We start from the raw sequence: 16,848 nt of genomic DNA on the forward strand, positions 1-16,848 counted from the left end.
GACAATTGCCTGGTTCACTTTGCGCGATTCGCCCTGTGCGTGATTCGCCAATGGATACAGGCGAACTCACCTCGGCAGGGATACCGGCGAACGCCTCAGCTGGGCGTGGACCGCGCACGGCGGACGGCCGTAGGCGTTGTGCCCCACCAGCGCTGGCAGCATCGCGTGAAAGTGGACTGTTCAGACAATCCGACCAGGGACGCCACCTGGCTCATCGGCATATCCGTGGTGGTGAGATAGCGCCGTGCCTCACCGCGCCGCACCTCGTCCAGCAGCGTCGCGAACGTGGTCCCCTCGGCGGTCAGCCGCCGCTGCAGGGTGCGGGGATGAACGGTGAGCAGCCGTGCCACAGCGCCGATTTCGGGCGCCGCGGTGCCGAGCAGCTTCTGCAGCGTGATGCGCACCTGCGGCGTGATCGCCGTGGACGCGTCCCCGGACTGCTGCGCGAGGAAGGCCATGGCGAGCCGGTGCAGGTTCTCATCACCCCCGGAGAGCGGGCGGCCCGCCAGGCTGCTGGGCACGCGCAGTAGTGCGGCCGGCCGCTCGATTCGCACTGGGGCGCCGAAGAATTCCTCGTACACGTGAATGGGCGCCGCCGGCCGGTAGGGCAGCTCCACCGACCGCAATCCGTACCGATCCTCGACCAGTCGCTGAATGGTGCGGTGTACGAACGCCAGTCCCACATCGGTGCCCTGCACCGGCGTCGGCAGCCCGGCCATGGTCACGCCGTACCGCAGCGCGATCACGCTGCGGTCCCCGTACGGGTCCGGCTCCATGGTCAGGCTGAGCGACCGGGCGTGCACGAACAGGTATCGGGAGGTGCACTCCAGTACATCGGCGAGCGTCGGCGAATTCCGGATGGCCAGGGTGAGCGGCCCGAGCATGTCCAGGTCCTGCCATCGCGACATGCGCAGTCCGAGATCGGGGCAGTTCAGCTGCTGCGCCGCGAGCTCCATGGCCGCGGCCACCGCATGGTCCGGAATGAGCAGATCGTCGGTGTCCAGGGCCTCGATGGGCAGTCCGCAGGCGGTGGCGAACTCCTCGGCATTGCCGCCGAGTTCACCCACCGTCAGGCGGAATCCGCGCAGTCCCGCGGATCTGATGACCGACATGTCGTCCAGAATCAAATACTTGTCGTGCAAAGTCAAGAAACGCCCGTTCGCCGCACACAGACTGGAGATCATGAGCGACGCGACTTCCGTCACAGCCGAGCACCTCGACGTAGTCATCGTCGGCGCCGGACTCTCCGGCATCGGCGCGGCCTACCGATTGCAGGCCGAGCATCCCGGCCGCAGCTACGCGATTCTCGAATCGCGCGCGGCGCTCGGCGGTACCTGGGACCTGTTCCGCTATCCGGGCGTGCGCTCGGACTCGGACATGTTCACCCTCGGCTACCCGTTCAAGCCGTGGCGGGACGCCAAGTCCATTGCCGACGGGCCGTCCATCCTGCGCTACATCGAGGACACGGCGGCCGAGAACGGCATCGACCGCCACATTCGCTTCGATACCAAAGTCACTGCGGCACACTGGGACAGCGCCGCCTCGCGCTGGACGCTGACGCTGGCGGTGCGCACCGCCGACGGGGTCGAGGAGCGCACGCTCACCTGTGGATTCCTGTACTCGTGCGCCGGTTACTACAACTACGAGCACGGCCACGAACCCGTTTTCCCGGGTATCGAGGACTTCGCCGGGCAGGTTGTGCATCCCCAATTCTGGCCGGAGAACCTGGATTACACCGGCAAGAAGGTGGTGGTCATCGGCAGCGGCGCGACCGCCGTCACGCTGGTGCCCGCCATGGCCGGGCAGGCCGCGCAGGTGACCATGCTGCAGCGCAGCCCCACCTGGATCTCCGCCGTCCCGGGCCGGGACAAGATCGCGGACCGGCTGCGCGAACTGCTGCCGCCGGAGCTGGCGCACCGCGTCATCCGCACCAAGAACATTCTCTTCAATCTCGGCTTCTACCAGTACTGCCGGCGCCGCCCCGAATCCGCGCGCAAGATGCTGACCGGGCTCACCACGCGAATCCTGAAGGACGAGAGCCTGGTTGCCGAGCACTTCACGCCGACCTACAACCCGTGGGATCAGCGGCTGTGCGCGGTGCCGGACGCCGACTTCTTCAAGGCCATGCGCAAGGGCAAGGCCGAGGTGGTCACCGATCACATCGATACCTTTGTGCCGGAGGGCATTCGGCTGAAGTCGGGCCGGGTGCTGGAGGCCGATATCGTCATCACCGCCACCGGACTGCAGCTGCTGGCCTTCGGCGGCATCGGCCTCACCGTGGACGGCGCGCCCGTCGATCTGTCCGAGCAGTTCGTCTGGCAGGGCACCATGATGACCGGCGTGCCCAACTTCGCGGTCTGCATCGGTTACACCAATGCCTCCTGGACGCTGCGCGCCGACCTCACCTCACGGCTGGTCTGCAAAGTTCTGGCATACATGGATCGCGAAGGTTATTCGGCGGTGGTCCCGCAGCCCGAGCGTGTGCTCGGCGAGCGCCCGCTGCTGGATCTGGCGTCCGGATACGTACAGCGCTCGATCGCCGAATTCCCCCGGCAGGGCGACCGGCATCCGTGGCAGGTGCGGCAGAACTACCTGCTGGACTCGGCCACCACCATGCGCACCGATCTGCGCAAGACCCTGCGCCCCGTGGTCGCGGACAAGACTCCCGCGCGCGTGTGAGCCGCGACCGCGGGCGGCAAATCCCTTCACCCGGCACGCGGGTGGGGTGAGGTCCGGGCACCGGCGGATGGGATGGATAGCATCGGGGCCATGAGCTCCAAGCGTGCGGTGGCGGCGGCAGCGGCGGTGGCGGTACTCGGATCGGTGGCCTGGCTGGTCCCGGTGACCGCATCCGCGGCGCCGCCCGCCGCGGTCGATCTCTGGACGGTCCCCACCGCACCCGCCGGCACCGCGACGCTGATCGTCGCCTACAGCTTCGGCAATCGCCTTCCGGCGGGCGTGGATTCGACACGCACCATCGGTGATCCGGGACCGGTCAACGAGGCGCTGGCCGCCGCCGTGGTGGCCGCGCGCGGTGATCGCGACATTCCGGTCTACGCGCAGACCGAGATCGCCGAAGTCCTGAAGTCCCGCTACGGCATGACCGATGTGGTCGCCATCGATCCGGACCGGGCCGCCGACGGGACGCTCGTGTACCTCTCCACCGACGGTGTGGCCGCCAAGGTCGCACAGTTGCGCGGTACGGCCGTAGCGACCGATACGGCGGCCGTTGTGGCCTTCCGGGATCATCTGTGGCGGGCCACCCGCACTACGGCCAAGCGGGGTTTCGACGCCTTCGCGCCGGCCGGGGTCGCCATGCCGGATCAGTACGATCCGCAGTCCGGTCAGCTCTGGACCACCAGTCCGATCCTGTATCTGCCCACCGATTTCGCGGGCCGGCTGGCGCTGCTGAAATAGGCGCGGACACCCGACACTCCGGGACCGGGTGCGCGAGCTTCGATTTCGGGTTCACCGCAGCTCACACGCCTGCGAGGCTGGTGGCACTGCCCGTTCGGCAGTGTGCCGCGGCAAGGGGGAGCGCAGATGGTCTTCGAGGGTGGATTCGTGCGGCCCGCACCGCAGTTGGAGCCGTCACCGCTGCGCCGACCGACGGTCCCGTCGCCGCTGCGCCAACAGCCCTGTCGCAATCACGCCTTCCGGAATGCGCCGTCACGGCGGTCCGGAACCGTTGCCCTACAACGGGTATTACGAGCTTCGCACGCTGCGAAATCCGACGTCTGCGACGAATCCGACGTGGTCGCCCGGCAATTCGCCGCCGCGGCGCTGCGGGTGGCGTTGGAGGTGCTCGACGGCCGCCGCTCTCCGCTACAACTGCGCCCGCTCGCCGACGCCGGGGTTATCGCCGCATTGCGCACGGTGGCCGAGCGCGGTCAGGTCCCGGGGCGCGGTCTGGGAGCCGCGACCCTCACCAGGGTGGATGTGATCATGGCCGGGTCGCGGGCGGCGGAAGTCTGTGCGGGATACGACCGCGGAACTCGGCATTTCGCGCTCGCCGCCCGCATTGTCCGCGGTCGTTCCGGGTGGCGCTTGACCGCATTCCGGGTGTTCTGAAGACCTTCGGGTCACCGCGGTAATAGCAGAATAGTCTGAGCTCACGGAATTCGATTCGCGCCTGGTTTGAAACCTCCCTCCCGCGGCATTAGCATTTCGGCGAATAGCGGCACCTCTACGTGGAAGGGCAGTCCATGGCGAAGAAAGTCACCGTAACTCTGGTTGACGACTACGACGGCGAATCGAAGGCCGACGAGACAGTCTTTTTCTCGATCGACGGTTCGGATTACGAGATCGATCTGTCGATCAAGAACGCCGGCAAGCTGCGGGAGTCTCTCGAGCCGTGGGCCGAGAAGGCCCGCAAGGTCGGTCGTTCCAAGCAGCGCAAGGTGGGGGCTGTCACCGGCCGCACCCGCCCCGCTGTGGATCGTGAAGAGAGCACCGCGATCCGGGAATGGGCTCGGGCTCAAGGGCACCAGGTCTCCTCGCGCGGCCGTATCCCGGCCGAGATCGTCGAGGCGTACCAGCGGGCGAAGTAATAACGGGCGATGAGTCCCGCCCGTAGGGAAATTCGGGAGGAGCCGGTGACCATGGTCACCGGCTCCTCCCTTTTTGTCCGTTCTTATGCCACTCGAAGTAGCGAATCTCCAGTTACTGGCAGTTCGGTGCGGATTCGTTCCAGGAGTAGCCGCGCGCGTTCGCGATGTTCCGCCGCGGCCGTGCGGTCGCCGAGGGCCTCCGCCAGCTCGGCCAGCACGGTATCCATCGGCCCGAAAGCGGTCGAGCCGGTTTCGATGCCGATGACCGTGCCGGTGTGCGGCGCCAGATATTCGAAGAGTGCGCGAATATCGGCGGTCTCGCCCAGCGCGATCGCGGTGCGCGCCCGCTGCGCCGACATGAGCAGCGGATACATCTCCTCCCGCACCCGGTCCGTCGCGGTATAGACGGTCCGGGCGATCGCGGGTTTCCCGGCGTGCACCAGTGCGAGCGCGTAGGCCTGCCCGAAAATGCTCGGCAGCTCGGTGTACATCTCCGCGAGGCGTTCGACGAGCCCCGACAGATCACCCCGCGCCCAGCCGATTGCCGTGGCGCAGAACAGTTCCACCTCGGCGACGTTCGTTGCCCCGGACCGCGCGATGCGCTGCACGAATTGCCGGTAGAGCTGCTCCGACAGATCGATATCCCCGCGCAGTAATTCCATGGTGGCCGCGAGGCAGCTCACCATATCCAGCAGCGGCTGCAGCTGCCCCTCGTCCGCGTACTCCACCGCATCGAGGGCTCGCCGCGCCGCTTCGCGCAGGTCGGCATGGGCGACCGCCGCCCGATACCCCAGATGCTGTGCCAGGGCCTGATACTCCGCGAGCCCCGCATCCGCGGCCACCTGCTCCAATTCGGCTGCCAGCGTGGCGAATTCGGGCCCGTAGTCGAACTCCAGATAGGTCGCCGCATTGATTGCCGCGCAGCGCAATTCGGGATCGCCGAGACTTCGGGCCAGCCGCACCGCCTGTAGCGCCAGGCGCTGCCCGCCCGCGTACTCGTCCAGCCCGGCCTCGAAGGTCGCCGCGATCAGCAGCAGGATCAGCGACTCCGGTGACCGGCCCGCGCCCACCCCGTAGGTGTCACCCGGTAACCACACCAGCTCGCTCGTCGAAAGCGGTTGTCCAGCTGCGTTTTCCGCCGGTGCGAGGGTGGTGCGCGACCCGCCCGGGCCCTCCTCCCGGCCGATGCCGAGCGCAGCGGCCGGGGCCCGATCGGCTGCGGCGGGCAGTCGATACGGGGCCAGCGCACGGGCCAGGGCCTGGCGGATGCGGTGATCCGGGGTGCCCCATTCCCGGGCGGCCCAGATCGCCGGGGCGCGCCAGCAGGTGAGCGCCCGGATGCGAAGATCGTCGCCGCCCAGATCTTCGGCGAGCGTGAGGGCGCGTGCGCGCTCGGCGCGGGCCGCGCGATGCTGATTGTCGTAGGCGAGTGCGGTGACCAGGGCGCAGCGGGTGTCCAGCAGCGCCGTCCGGTCCGCGCGCTCGGCATGGTCGGCGGCATCGCCCGCGAGTTCGTGCAGTTCGACGGCCGCGCGCAGCAGTCGCGCGGTTTCGCTGCGCATGCGGCGGTCCATCCGGCGGCGAGCGGCGGCGCGCACCAATTCGATGGCGGTCCTGGCGGTTTCGGCGCTCGCCCCCAGGATGGCGTGCCGGGCCAGTACCTCCGGATCACGGGCCAGGGCCGGGTAGGCGTCGGCGTGCGCCTCCAGCAGTTCCAGTGCGGCCCAGTGCATTCGACCGCGCCGCAGCGCCGGAATGCCGAGGTACACCGCATCGCGGATGAGCGCGTGTTCGAAGGTGATACTGCCGGTGGGCCCGGTGCCGACCAGCCCGGCCGCCTCGGCGGCGGCGATCAGATCGATGAGCCGGTCCTCGGGCAGCCCCACCGCCAGGCTCAGTATGCCGAGCTCACTGCCCGCGCCCCAGATCGAAATATGCTGCAGCACTTCGGTGACACCGGCGGGCAACTGTGCGACGCGATTGTCGATCAGGTCGCGGATGGATTCCGGCACCTGTTCCAGACTGCCGTGCGCGGCCAGCAGTTTGGCCAGTTCCCGGACGAAGAGCGGATTCCCGCCGGTGCGCGCATGCAGTTGGGAGAGCAGGTCCTCGCTCAGTGCGGTGAGTCCGGCAGCCTGCGCCGTCCGCCGTGTTCCGGCCAGGTCCAGGCCGTTCAATTCCAAGGCCGCGGCGGTGTACTGGGCGAGCGCGGCCGCCGTATTGTGCACCACCGCACCGGCTTCCGACCGCCGCATGGTGACCAGCACCAGGACCGGTTCCTCACGCAGCCAGTTCACCACCTGTCGCAGCACCTGCAGCGTGGCGGTATCGGCGCGGTGCACATCCTCCAGCAGCAGCGCCACCGGTCCGGAAGCGGCTGCGTTCCTACATGATTGGGCGAGTTTGCGCGAGAGCGTGAAAGCGTCGTCGGCGCCGGTGTCGGGCCCCGGCGCGGCCGCCAGCGGTGCCGCGGCGGCCTCGAGTCCGCTGTGGATCTCCGACCAGGCCCAGGCCGGGGGTGCGCCGTCGATCTCCGGGCAGTTGCCGGTCGCTACCGTCCATCCGGTGTTCGTCAGTGCGGCGAGCGCGGTTTCGGCGAGCGTGGTCTTGCCGATGCCGGCCTCACCGGACACCCAGACGAGCCGGAGGCCGCCGCCGCGCGCCGCCGCGGCCAGGGTGAGCAGTTCCGAGAGTTCGGCGGCATAGCCCGTGGCGGCCGGGGTCTCGGCCGCCGTGGTGCTGCCGCCGCCGTGCAGCAGCACCGGCCGATCATCGGCGTCGGCCGCCGGGACGAGCGGCGCCAGATCCGCGGAGTGGGTGAGGATCGCGGTCTCGAGGTGACGCAGGGCCGGTCCCGGATCGACGCCGAATTCCTCGCCCAGGAATTCGCGGGAGCGCCGAATCGTGTTGAGCGCCTCCAATTGCTGGCCGAGTTGATATTGCGCGATGGCGAGCAGCCGGACGAGCTCCTCCCGCCCCGGATGCGCGCAGAACAGCCCCCGCAGCCCGATGACCACCTCGCCCCAGCGGCCCAGTTCGAGTTTGGTCTGGGCATCGAGTTCGAGGGCGGTCAGATGGAGATCGCTGAGCCGCTGCGCTTCCGGTGCGGCCCATTCGATGTCGGCGAATGCCTCCAGCGCCGGCCCGCGCCATTGTGTGAGCGCCGATTCCAGCAGGGTGTTGCGCCGCAGGGGAGTCGGCCGGGTTTCGGGATTGCTGATCAGTTCCTGGTAACTGCGCAGTTGTTCTTCGAAGTGCCATGCGTCTACGGCATTTTCGGCGATTCGCAGTGCATAACCGGACGATTCGGACACAATATGCCGAGCGGGCGCGCGCCGCGGCCGATCCGGTTCGAACAATCGCCGCAGATTGTGGATATGCACCTGCAGGACCGAGGCGGCTTTGGAGGGTGGTTGTCCGGCCCATAGGTCTTCGATCAGGCGTTCCGTGCTCACGGCCTGGCCGTGCGCGACGATCAGACGACCCAGGACCGCGCGCTGCATGGGAGTTCCCAGCGGAACTTCCCGGCCGTCGACAGACAGGTGCAGGGGGCCGAGCACTCTGATCTCCGGCCCTGCCATCCCGACCCCTCCTCGTAATGAAAGCAAACTGGACGTTTGCCATAAGAAGAGCACTATCCCTCAAAAAGTCGAAGATGCCAAAAGTTTGCACGATAGTTGTCGAATGGTTACGGATGCGGTCGTAAGTAAGCCCGCTCACGTGCTAAGGCCAATTGTTCGAATTGCTAACAGTATTCCGGTGCGACCCAACCCGGTCGGAAGTGAATCGGAAGAGCTCTAGCGGATGCTTTCGGGTGGAAACAGGCCTAGGAAGGGTGGTTTGCATGCTGCACCGATGCGATGTCCCGAATGGGTTCGGCAACACCGGAATCGAACCCGAGAACGCTGGACTGTATATCGATCGCGATGGCGATATCTGGGAGAAGCGGGACGACGGCTGGCGCCTGCTCCTGCAGGGCGGCGTGGCGGTCGATCCCCTGTCCCTCTGGGATTGGACCGAAGGGCACGTCCGCGACTACGCGCCGTTCGCACCCGTCGCCGGAGTGAACTGACCCTTCAGAGGTAGAGCTGCGCCACCAGCCCGGCCAGGGCGCCGCCGACCAGCGGTCCCAGGACCGGAACCCAGGCGTAGGCCCAGTCGGCGTTCTTGTGCTGCGATCCCCGGTGTGCGGGCAGCTGCTCGGGGATGCGCTCCGCGGATCCGCCGCCGAGATCGGCCGGAATGCGTTCCGGCAGTACGTTCGCGGCCCGTCCGGTCGGCAGCAGCGCATAGGCGATGCGGGGTCCCAGATCGCGTGCGGGGTTGATCGCGTACCCGGTCGGCCCGCCCAGTGAGGCGCCGATGCCGACGACCAGCAGCGCCGCGGCCAGCGGTCCCAATCCGCTCGGGGTGTGCCCGAAGGCCAGAATCACGAAGACCAGTGCGAACGTGGCGATCACCTCGGTGAGGAAGTTCCACCGGTAGGAGCGGATCGCGGGCCCGGTGGCGAAGACCGCCAGCTTCTTGGCCTCGTCGGTCTCCTCGTCGAAGTGCCGCTTGTAGGCCGCGAAGGCCGCGCACGCACCGAGGAATGCGCCGAGCAGCTGTCCGGTGAGATAGGCGACGGTATTGGTGAAGTTCACCGGCACCCCGGGTGCGTACTCGTCCGCGCCGGAGAACAGATTGCCTATGGTGACAGCCGGATTCAGGTGCCCGCCGGTCTTGTAGGCGACATAGACACCGGCGAAGACGCCCAGACCCCAGCCGAAGCTGATGAGCAGCCAGCCGCCGTCGAACCCCTTCGACTTTGCCAGCAATACATTGGCAACGACACCGGCGCCGAGCAGGATGAGCACACCCGTGCCCAGTGCCTCGCTGATGAAAATCGTGCTGAAGCCCATTGATGCGCCTCCCGATCGGCGTCGCGACAGTGCGGACGAAGGTGGGTAGAAGCTGAAACGGACCTTACGGTCTTTCGTCCAGCAAATCTTTAGACACACGCTACGACGACCGGGACGCCCCACACAAGCCGCTCATTTCCGATCGACTCCGGAGGCGGGCACGCGGCAGCGCCACGCCGGAAATGCTTCCGGCGCGGCGCTATTCGGTACGGGAATTCGGTCCGGGACGACTCAGCTGACCGCGAGCAGGCGAGCCGCATTGGCCGCCTCGTCGTCATCGGCCGCATTGGCCGCGAGTTCGGCATGCACGCGATCGAAATACTGATTGATCTCGGCATTGGTCCGCTCGGCATCCCAGCCCAGATGCGGGGCGATGAGCCGCGCGATCTCGGGAGCCGCCCGCAGGCCACGGTCCGGCACCTCGATGGAGATGCGGGTGCGGCGGGTGAGGACATCGTCGAGGTGCAGCGCGCCCTCGTGCGTGACGGCGTACACGGCCTCGGCGGCAATGTAGTCCTCGGCGCCCGAAATCGGCTGGCGCAGTGCGGGAACCGCGGCGATCAGATCGAACAGGCTCTCGGTGAGCGAACCGTACCGGCCGAGCAGGTGCTCGACGGTTTCGATCGGCAGCCCGGCGCGCAGTGCGACGCCCCGCACATCGTCGAGCATGTCCTGATAGCCGACCGCACCCAGCAGCGGCAAGCTCTCGGTCACCGATGACGGTGCGTCACTGCCCAGTCGTGCGGCGGCAGCGTCGACCACATCGGCGGCCATCACCCGGTAGGTGGTGTACTTGCCGCCCGCGATGACGAACAGGCCGGGGGCCGGTTCGGCGACCGCGTGCTCACGCGAGAGCTTCGAGGTCTCCTTCGACGCGCCGGTCATGAGCGGCCGCAGCCCCGCATAGGTACCGACGATATCGGCGCGCGTAATCGGTTCGCGCAGCAGTGAATTGATGTGATCGAGGATGTACTGCACATCCGCGGCGCTGGCGGTCGGGTGGTTCTTGTCCAGCGACCATTCGGTATCGGTGGTGCCGATGATCCAGTGCTCGGCCCACGGAATCACGAACAGCACGGACTTCTCGGTGCGCATGATCAGTCCGGTGCTCATGTTCAGCCGCTCGCGCGGCACCATGATGTGCACGCCCTTGGACATGCGCACGTGGAACGGGAATTCCACGCCGGTCATCTTGATCATGTCATCGGTCCACACGCCGGTGGCGCTGATGACGGTGCGGGCCCGAATGGTGTGCTCCAGACCGGTTTCCAGATCCAGCACCTTGGCGCCGACCACCTGCTCGCCCTCGCGCAGCAGCCCGGTCACCCTGGTCCGGGTGAGCACGGTCGCGCCGTGCTGGGCGGCGGTGCGGGCCAGCATCATGGTGTGGCGGGCGTCGTCGACCTGCGCGTCGTAGTAGCGGATGGCGCCGGTCATGGCGTCCTCCTTGAGCGCGGGAGCCAATTCCAGTGCGCTGGTACGGGTCAGGTGCCGGTGCATGGGCACCGCACGGGCGCCGCCGAGCGTGTCGTACAGCGCCACGCCCGCGCCGATGTACGCGCGCTCCCACACCCGGTGCTGCAGCGGGAACAGGAAGGACACCGGATGCACCAGGTGCGGGGCGATCTTGTTCAGCAGCAGCCCGCGCTCCTTCAAAGCCTCACGGACCAGGGCGAAGTCGAGCTGCTCCAGGTAGCGCAGGCCACCGTGGATGAGTTTGGACGAGCGGCTGGAGGTACCGGCCGCGAAGTCGCGGGCCTCGACCAGGGTGACGGACAGGCCGCGTGCGGCGGCATCGAGGGCGGCGCCGGCGCCGGTCACGCCGCCGCCGATGACCAGGACGTCGATCTCGGTGTCGCCGAGTGCATCGATCGCCCGGGTGCGGTAGGCAGGATCCAATTGTGCGGACACGCAATGCTCCTTGTTATCGGTGCTCACTTCACAGGGCTCTGTTGAGTCATGTGGCGCGTCAGTCCTCGTCGTCATCGTCGATATCGACCCAGTCGAGGGTGCGCGAGACAGCTTTCAGCCAGCGGGCGTAGCCGCGTTGCCGCTGCTTCTCGCTCCAGGTGGGCTGCCAGTTCTTGTCCTCGTGCCAGTTGGCGACGAGTTCGTCTGTGTTGTTCCAGAATCCGGTGGCCAGACCGGCGGCATAGGCCGCGCCCAGCGCGGTGGTCTCCGGGACCATCGGCCGCGAGACCGGCACGCCGAGGAAATCGGCCTGGATCTGCATGGCCAGTTCATTGGCGGTGACACCGCCGTCCACCCGCAGGGTCTCCAGCTTCACCCCGGAGTCCTGCTGCATGGCCTCGACCACATCGCGGGTCTGGTAGCAGATGGATTCCAGTGTGGCCCTGGCCAAGTGGGCATTATTGCTGTAGCGGGACAGGCCGAGTACGGCCCCGCGCGCATCGGGCCGCCAGTACGGCGCGAAGAGTCCCGAGAAGGCGGGCACGAAGTACACGCCGCCGGTATCGCTGACCTGACTGGCCAGTCGCTCGATTTGCGAAGCGCCGGAGATGATTCCGAGCTGATCGCGCAGCCACTGCACGGCCGATCCGGTGACGGCGATGGAACCCTCGAGCGCGTACACCGGCTTCTCGTCGCCGAACTGGTAGGCGACGGTGGTCAACAGCCCGTGCTTGGAGCGCACAATCTCTGTACCGGTATTCAGCATCAGGAAATTCCCTGTGCCGTAAGTGTTCTTGGCCTCACCCGGCCGGAAGCACACCTGCCCGACGGTGGCGGCCTGCTGATCGCCGAGCACGCCGGTGATGCGCACGGAGCCCTTGAACGGGCCGTCCGGATTGGTGGTGCCGAATCCCGCCGGATTGGACGACGGCGCGATGGCGGGCAGCATGGCCCGCGGAATTCCGAAGACCGACAGCAATTCCTCGTCCCAGTCCAGGGTTTCGAGATCCATGAGCATGGTCCGCGAGGCATTGGTCGGATCGGTGATGTGCACCCCGTCGCGCGCACCGCCGGTGAGATTCCAGATCAACCAGGAGTCCGGGGTGCCGAACAGCGCATCGCCGCGCTCGGCGTCTTCCCTTACGCCGGGGACGTTTTCGAGAATCCACTTCAGTTTGCCGCCGGAGAAGTACGGTGCGGGCGGCAGACCGGCCTTGCGGCGGATCAGATCACCGTGCCCGGCCTTGTTCAGGTCCGAGATGATGCGATCGGTGCGGGTGTCCTGCCAGACGATGGCGTTGTAATAGGGGCGTCCGGTGCGGCGGTTCCACACGATGGTGGTCTCGCGCTGATTGGTGACGCCGACGGCGGTGAGATCACTCGCCGTGAGTTTGGCGCCCGCCAGTGCGCTCTTGATCACGGTCCGGGTGCGTTCCCAGATCTCGTCCGGATTGTGTTCCACCCAGCCGGCCTGCGGCATGATCTGCTCATGTTCGAGCTGATGGCGGGCAACCACATTGCCGCCGTGATCGAACACCATGAATCGCGTGGAAGTCGTGCCCTGGTCGATGGCTCCGACGTACTGCGTCATCGCGGTCCTTTCCGGAAACTCGTCTTTGAGTCCGTTTGCGCTGGTGAGCACGGTCGCCGCCGGGCCCGACGTCAACGCTACGAACTGTGGGCGTTCCTTGACAGGTCAGCCGTTCGACAATGCCGAACGGTTTGCTGATAGGTTACGGACATGCCGGGTCCGATTCAGTCGATCGAGCGTGCGGCGGCCATATTGCGCCTCCTCGCGCGCGGCTCCGGGCGGATGGGCGTGGGGGAGATCGCGGCGGCGCTGGGCCTGGCCAAACCGACCGCGCACGGCATCCTCAAGACCCTCCAGGGCGTGGGTTTCGTCGATCAGGACCCGATCACCGGCAAGTACCAGTTGGGTTCGGCGCTGGGGTCATTGGGCGCGGGCTATATCGATACCAATGAACTGCGCTCCCGTGCCATCAACCGGGCCGACGCCCTCGCCGCGCGCAGCGGGGAATCGGTGCGCATCGCCGCACCGGTGCACGGCGCGGTGACGGTGATCCACCATGTCTTCCGCCCCGACAACACCGCGCAGGCGCTGGATGTGGGAGAGGTACTGCCGCCGTACGCGACCGCGCTCGGCAAGGTGCTGCTCGCCTATGACGCGGAACTCGCGACGACCGTCAAGGACGGCGACCTTCCCGCCCTCACGCACCGCACCATTGTCGGCAGAGCAGCGCTCGGCCGCGCATTGACCGAGGTCCGCCGCACCGGCTGGGGCGGCGAGGTAGGGGAGTACCGCTCGGGCGAAGCCGGTATCGCCGCGCCGATCCGGGCTCGCGGCGGCCTGGTGGTGGGCGCGCTCGGCATCACCGGTCCCATCGAGCATCTCTGTGACGGCCAACTGCGTCTCCGCCCGGCGCTGGTCGGCCAGGTGCGCGATGCTGCACAGGCAGTGTCACGGGATCTCGGTGTCGCGCAATGACATCTCGGTATTCGCAGTGACTCAGGACGGGAGCGGACGCGGATGACGCAACGGTATGTGCTGGCGATCGATCAGGGCACCACCTCCACCCGCTGCATCCTGTTCGATCAGCGCGCGCGCCTGGTCGGAGTGGCGCAGCGCGAACACCGCCAGCACTATCCGCACCCCGGCTGGGTGGAGCAGGACGCACTGGAGATCTGGCGCACCGTCGAGAGGATCGTCCCTGCGGCACTGCGTGATTCGGCCATCACCATCGATCAGGTGGCGGCGGTCGGCATTGCCAATCAGCGTGAGACCACCGTGGTGTGGGACGGCCGCACCGGTACGCCCATCGGCCGCGCCATCGTCTGGCAGGACGTGCGCACCGAGGAACTGGTCGAGCGGCTGCGGGAATCCCCGGGCGCGGAACGCATTCGGGAACTCTGCGGTCTCCCGCTGGCCACCTACTTCGCCGCGCCGCGGCTGCGCTGGCTGCTGGACTCCGTCCCCGGCCTGCGCGAGCGCGCCGAACGCGGCGAGGTCCTGTTCGGCACCATGGAGACCTGGCTCATCTGGAATCTCACCGGCGGCGCGGATCACGGCGAGCACGTCACCGATGTGACCAATGCCGGTCGCACCCTGCTGATGAATCTGGCCACCCTGGCCTGGGACGATGAACTGCTGCGCTTCTTCGATATTCCGAAGGCCATGCTCCCGCGCATCGAACCCTCGACCGGTGAATTCGGCCTCGCGCGCCGGGTGGTCCCCGGCGTGCGCATTGCCGCCGCTCTCGGCGATCAGCACGCGGCGTTGTTCGGCCAGACCTGCTTCGCACCCGGTGAGACCGAATGCACCTATGGCACAGGCGGTTTCCTGCTGATGAACACCGGCCGGGAACTGGTCCGCTCCCAGCACGGCCTGCTCACCACCATCGGCTACCAGGTCGGCCCCGACCCGGTGTACGCCCTCGAAGGGCCGATCGCCGTGACCGGATCACTGGTGCAGTGGCTGCGCGACAATATCGGCCTGATCGCCAGTGCTCCGGAGATCGAAACCCTCGCGGGCACAGTCGAAGACAATGGCGGCTGCTACCTCGTCCCCGCCTTCTCCGGGCTGTACGCCCCGCACTGGCGCAGTGATGCCCGCGGTCTGCTGATCGGCCTCACCTCGTATATCACCAAGGGGCACATAGCCCGCGCCGTGCTGGAGGCCACCGCCTGGCAGACCCGCGATGTGCTCGAGGCCATGAACGCCGATGCCGGACTGCGCGCGGATGCGCTGCGCGTCGCCGGCGGTATGACCTCCGACAATCTGCTCATGCAGATCGTCGCCGATGTGCTCGACATTCCGGTCATGCGGCCGATCGTCGCCGAAACCGTCTCGCTCGGCGCGGCCTACGCGGCAGGCCTGGCGGTCGGTTATTGGCCGGATCTCGAAGGCCTGCGCCACAACTGGCGGGTGGCGGCCCAGTGGGTGCCGCGCATGGATCCCGTCCTGCGGGACGAGGAATACGACAACTGGAAGCGCGCGGTCGAGCTTACCTTCGGTTGGCTGCGGCCGAAGAAGCCCTTGACCTAACGTGGGAGATATGCGGTTGTACGTGGGATGCGCAATGTGGACTCACCCGGAGTGGCAGGAGCGCCCATTGCCCCCGGCAAAACGCCTGCGCACCTACTCCTCCTGGTGCAATGCGGTGGAGGGCAATACGACCTTCTACGCCACACCGCAGCGCCGCACCGTGGAATCCTGGGCCCGCCAGACCGATCCGGACTTCCGCTTCGTAATGAAGCTGCCCCGCACCGTCACTCACGATCGCCGACTCACCGGCGTCGACAATGAGATGAACGCCTTCCTCGATGCCGTCGAACCGCTCGGCCGCCGCCTGCACGCGCTGTGGATCCAACTCCCCGGTACCTTCACCGACCTCGCCGCGCTCGCGAATCTGCTGGAGGCCCTCCCGCCGCACTACCGGGCGGCGGTCGAGGTGCGGCATCCGGCCTTCTTCGAAAACCCCCGAGCCATAGCCCAATTGGAGGCCGTGCTGGAGAACGCGGGCGCCGAATGGATACCCTTCGACACCACCGTCCTGTTCTCCGCTCCGGCGGTCAGCGCCGCCGAACGCGAAGCCCAAGCCAAGAAGCCCCGCCTCCCGCGTCGCCTGCGCGCACTCACCGAATACCCGATCGTCCGCTACCACGGCCCGGACGACGGCGACCGCACCGTCGCAGGCTGGGCGCCCTGGGTGGAGCAGACCGTCGAATGGCTCCGAGAAGGCCGCTCTCCCACCGTCTTCCTCCACACCCCGGACAATGCCGCGGCCCGCACCCTGGCCCGCCGCTTCCACGCCGAAGTCCGCACCCGTCTCCCCGAGCTGGAGCCCCTCCCGGACCCCATCCCCACCGACCCGATGACGCTGTTCTGACGAACCAGCCGTGTCAGAGCCGAGTCTGCCGCGTCAGAGCGCGATCTGAACCAGAGTGGTGATTTCGGCCGCGCTTCGAATGTCCTCGGCCTTCGGCCGCCCATCGGCGTCCCGGCCCACGCCGTAGTACTTCGAGTCCCCGGGCGTGGCCTCGAGGAACGAGGTCAGGCTCGCCGTCACGAGCGCGAGATCCTTTACCACCGTGGCTGTTCCGGAGACCGTCCTGCCGCCGATCAGCAGCTCGACCGGCGCCCCGCCCCGGAGATTGATCCACCACTTAGAATCGGTATAGCAGCTGACGAGATCTCCTTCGCGCACATATCTGACCACCGCGGTGTACTGCTTGCCGGTCTTGCGCCCGGTGAAGTACAGCAGCATGGTGTTACGACTCATCACCCGATGCAGAGGTGATCGCAATATGCGCTTGACCACCCAGTTCACGTAGCCCGGGACGGTAGGCGGTGTCGATGTCGTGGTCATTGGATCCCCCTGGATCGTGTTGTGGCACAGCCCTTCGCGGCTACCGCACGATGTCGAAACTACCGAAATGCGGGCGCGGGCGAATCCGGGAGAACCCTG

General features: G+C 67.3%; 14 protein-coding genes. 8 read left to right on the plus strand and 6 right to left on the minus strand.

The features are described from left to right. Window positions 1-95 precede the first annotated feature (95 nt). The gene (locus OG326_RS08640) at window positions 96-1,205 is read right to left on the minus strand and encodes an AraC family transcriptional regulator (protein ID WP_327144076.1); all 1,110 of its coding nucleotides are present in this window, start codon (window positions 1,203-1,205) and stop codon (window positions 96-98) included. Here OG326_RS08640 and OG326_RS08645 point away from each other — a divergent pair. The 4 genes from OG326_RS08645 to OG326_RS08660 all read left to right on the plus strand — a co-directional run bounded on the left by OG326_RS08645 (window position 1,183) and on the right by OG326_RS08660 (window position 4,550). Continuing rightward, complete coding sequence (locus OG326_RS08645; RefSeq protein ID WP_327144077.1) at window positions 1,183-2,679, plus strand: flavin-containing monooxygenase; 1,497 nt, start codon at window positions 1,183-1,185, stop codon at window positions 2,677-2,679. The two genes, OG326_RS08640 and OG326_RS08645, sit on opposite strands and share 23 nt — an antisense overlap. Before the next feature lie 90 nt (window positions 2,680-2,769). Then, complete coding sequence (locus tag OG326_RS08650) at window positions 2,770-3,417, plus strand: hypothetical protein (RefSeq protein ID WP_327144078.1); 648 nt, start codon at window positions 2,770-2,772, stop codon at window positions 3,415-3,417. A gap of 126 nt (window positions 3,418-3,543) precedes the next feature. Beyond that, window positions 3,544-4,071 (plus strand): Rv3235 family protein, encoded by a 528-nt coding sequence (locus OG326_RS08655; protein ID WP_327144079.1) that lies wholly within the window; start codon window positions 3,544-3,546, stop codon window positions 4,069-4,071. A gap of 134 nt (window positions 4,072-4,205) precedes the next feature. Then, window positions 4,206-4,550 carry a histone-like nucleoid-structuring protein Lsr2 gene (locus OG326_RS08660; RefSeq protein ID WP_297614709.1) on the plus strand — a complete coding sequence of 115 codons (345 nt, stop codon included), beginning with the start codon at window positions 4,206-4,208 and terminating at the stop codon, window positions 4,548-4,550. Window positions 4,551-4,633: 83 nt separating this feature from the next. On the opposite strand, the gene OG326_RS08665 is transcribed toward OG326_RS08660, so the two are convergent. After that, window positions 4,634-8,131, minus strand: coding sequence for a BTAD domain-containing putative transcriptional regulator (locus tag OG326_RS08665; RefSeq protein ID WP_327144080.1), 3,498 nt, complete (start codon window positions 8,129-8,131; stop codon window positions 4,634-4,636). A 263-nt stretch (window positions 8,132-8,394) separates the two neighbouring features. On the opposite strand from OG326_RS08665, the gene OG326_RS08670 reads away from it, so the two are divergent. After that, on the plus strand, window positions 8,395-8,622 hold the full coding sequence (locus OG326_RS08670; RefSeq protein ID WP_327144081.1) for a hypothetical protein: 228 nt from the start codon (window positions 8,395-8,397) through the stop codon (window positions 8,620-8,622). Window positions 8,623-8,626: 4 nt separating this feature from the next. On the opposite strand, the gene OG326_RS08675 is transcribed toward OG326_RS08670, so the two are convergent. The 3 genes from OG326_RS08675 to glpK (OG326_RS08685) all read right to left on the minus strand — a co-directional run bounded on the left by OG326_RS08675 (window position 8,627) and on the right by glpK (OG326_RS08685) (window position 12,953). Further along, a complete protein-coding gene (locus tag OG326_RS08675; protein WP_327144082.1) occupies window positions 8,627-9,451 on the minus strand; it encodes an MIP/aquaporin family protein in 825 nt (274 codons plus the stop codon). A 231-nt stretch (window positions 9,452-9,682) separates the two neighbouring features. After that, a complete protein-coding gene (gene glpD, locus OG326_RS08680) occupies window positions 9,683-11,362 on the minus strand; it encodes a glycerol-3-phosphate dehydrogenase (protein ID WP_327144083.1) in 1,680 nt (559 codons plus the stop codon). 58 nt (window positions 11,363-11,420) lie between these two features. After that, entirely contained in the window at window positions 11,421-12,953 is a 1,533-nt protein-coding gene (gene glpK, locus OG326_RS08685) for a glycerol kinase GlpK (RefSeq protein WP_327144084.1), read from the minus strand. Window positions 12,954-13,103: 150 nt separating this feature from the next. Here glpK (OG326_RS08685) and OG326_RS08690 point away from each other — a divergent pair, with 150 nt between their 5' ends. Genes OG326_RS08690 through OG326_RS08700 form a run of 3 tightly spaced genes read left to right on the plus strand, consistent with a single transcriptional unit; the run spans window position 13,104 to window position 16,269 of the window. Further along, window positions 13,104-13,868, plus strand: a complete 765-nt coding sequence (locus OG326_RS08690) for an IclR family transcriptional regulator (RefSeq protein WP_327144085.1) — start codon at window positions 13,104-13,106, stop codon at window positions 13,866-13,868. 42 nt (window positions 13,869-13,910) lie between these two features. Then, window positions 13,911-15,425 carry a glycerol kinase GlpK gene (gene glpK, locus OG326_RS08695; protein WP_327144086.1) on the plus strand — a complete coding sequence of 505 codons (1,515 nt, stop codon included), beginning with the start codon at window positions 13,911-13,913 and terminating at the stop codon, window positions 15,423-15,425. A 10-nt stretch (window positions 15,426-15,435) separates the two neighbouring features. Next, a complete protein-coding gene (locus OG326_RS08700; protein ID WP_327144087.1) occupies window positions 15,436-16,269 on the plus strand; it encodes a DUF72 domain-containing protein in 834 nt (277 codons plus the stop codon). Window positions 16,270-16,302: 33 nt separating this feature from the next. Here OG326_RS08700 and OG326_RS08705 read toward each other — a convergent pair whose 3' ends face one another. Next, complete coding sequence (locus tag OG326_RS08705; protein ID WP_327144088.1) at window positions 16,303-16,749, minus strand: nitroreductase/quinone reductase family protein; 447 nt, start codon at window positions 16,747-16,749, stop codon at window positions 16,303-16,305. Window positions 16,750-16,848 lie beyond the last annotated feature (99 nt).

Origin of the sequence: Nocardia sp. NBC_01327, assembly GCF_035958815.1 — a bacterium.
Lineage (GTDB): Bacteria > Actinomycetota > Actinomycetes > Mycobacteriales > Mycobacteriaceae > Nocardia.

Coding starts and splice junctions, on each gene's coding strand:
- OG326_RS08690 (WP_327144085.1), top strand. CDS start 13,104: ATGCCGGGTCCGATTCAGTCGATCGAGCGTGCGGCGGCCATATTGCGC.
- OG326_RS08675 (WP_327144082.1), bottom strand. CDS start 9,451: ATGGGCTTCAGCACGATTTTCATCAGCGAGGCACTGGGCACGGGTGTG.
- glpK (WP_327144084.1), bottom strand. CDS start 12,953: ATGACGCAGTACGTCGGAGCCATCGACCAGGGCACGACTTCCACGCGA.
- OG326_RS08650 (WP_327144078.1), top strand. CDS start 2,770: ATGAGCTCCAAGCGTGCGGTGGCGGCGGCAGCGGCGGTGGCGGTACTC.
- OG326_RS08655 (WP_327144079.1), top strand. CDS start 3,544: ATGGTCTTCGAGGGTGGATTCGTGCGGCCCGCACCGCAGTTGGAGCCG.
- OG326_RS08645 (WP_327144077.1), top strand. CDS start 1,183: ATGAGCGACGCGACTTCCGTCACAGCCGAGCACCTCGACGTAGTCATC.
- OG326_RS08670 (WP_327144081.1), top strand. CDS start 8,395: ATGCTGCACCGATGCGATGTCCCGAATGGGTTCGGCAACACCGGAATC.
- glpK (WP_327144086.1), top strand. CDS start 13,911: ATGACGCAACGGTATGTGCTGGCGATCGATCAGGGCACCACCTCCACC.
- OG326_RS08705 (WP_327144088.1), bottom strand. CDS start 16,749: ATGACCACGACATCGACACCGCCTACCGTCCCGGGCTACGTGAACTGG.
- OG326_RS08700 (WP_327144087.1), top strand. CDS start 15,436: ATGCGGTTGTACGTGGGATGCGCAATGTGGACTCACCCGGAGTGGCAG.
- OG326_RS08660 (WP_297614709.1), top strand. CDS start 4,206: ATGGCGAAGAAAGTCACCGTAACTCTGGTTGACGACTACGACGGCGAA.
- OG326_RS08665 (WP_327144080.1), bottom strand. CDS start 8,131: ATGGCAGGGCCGGAGATCAGAGTGCTCGGCCCCCTGCACCTGTCTGTC.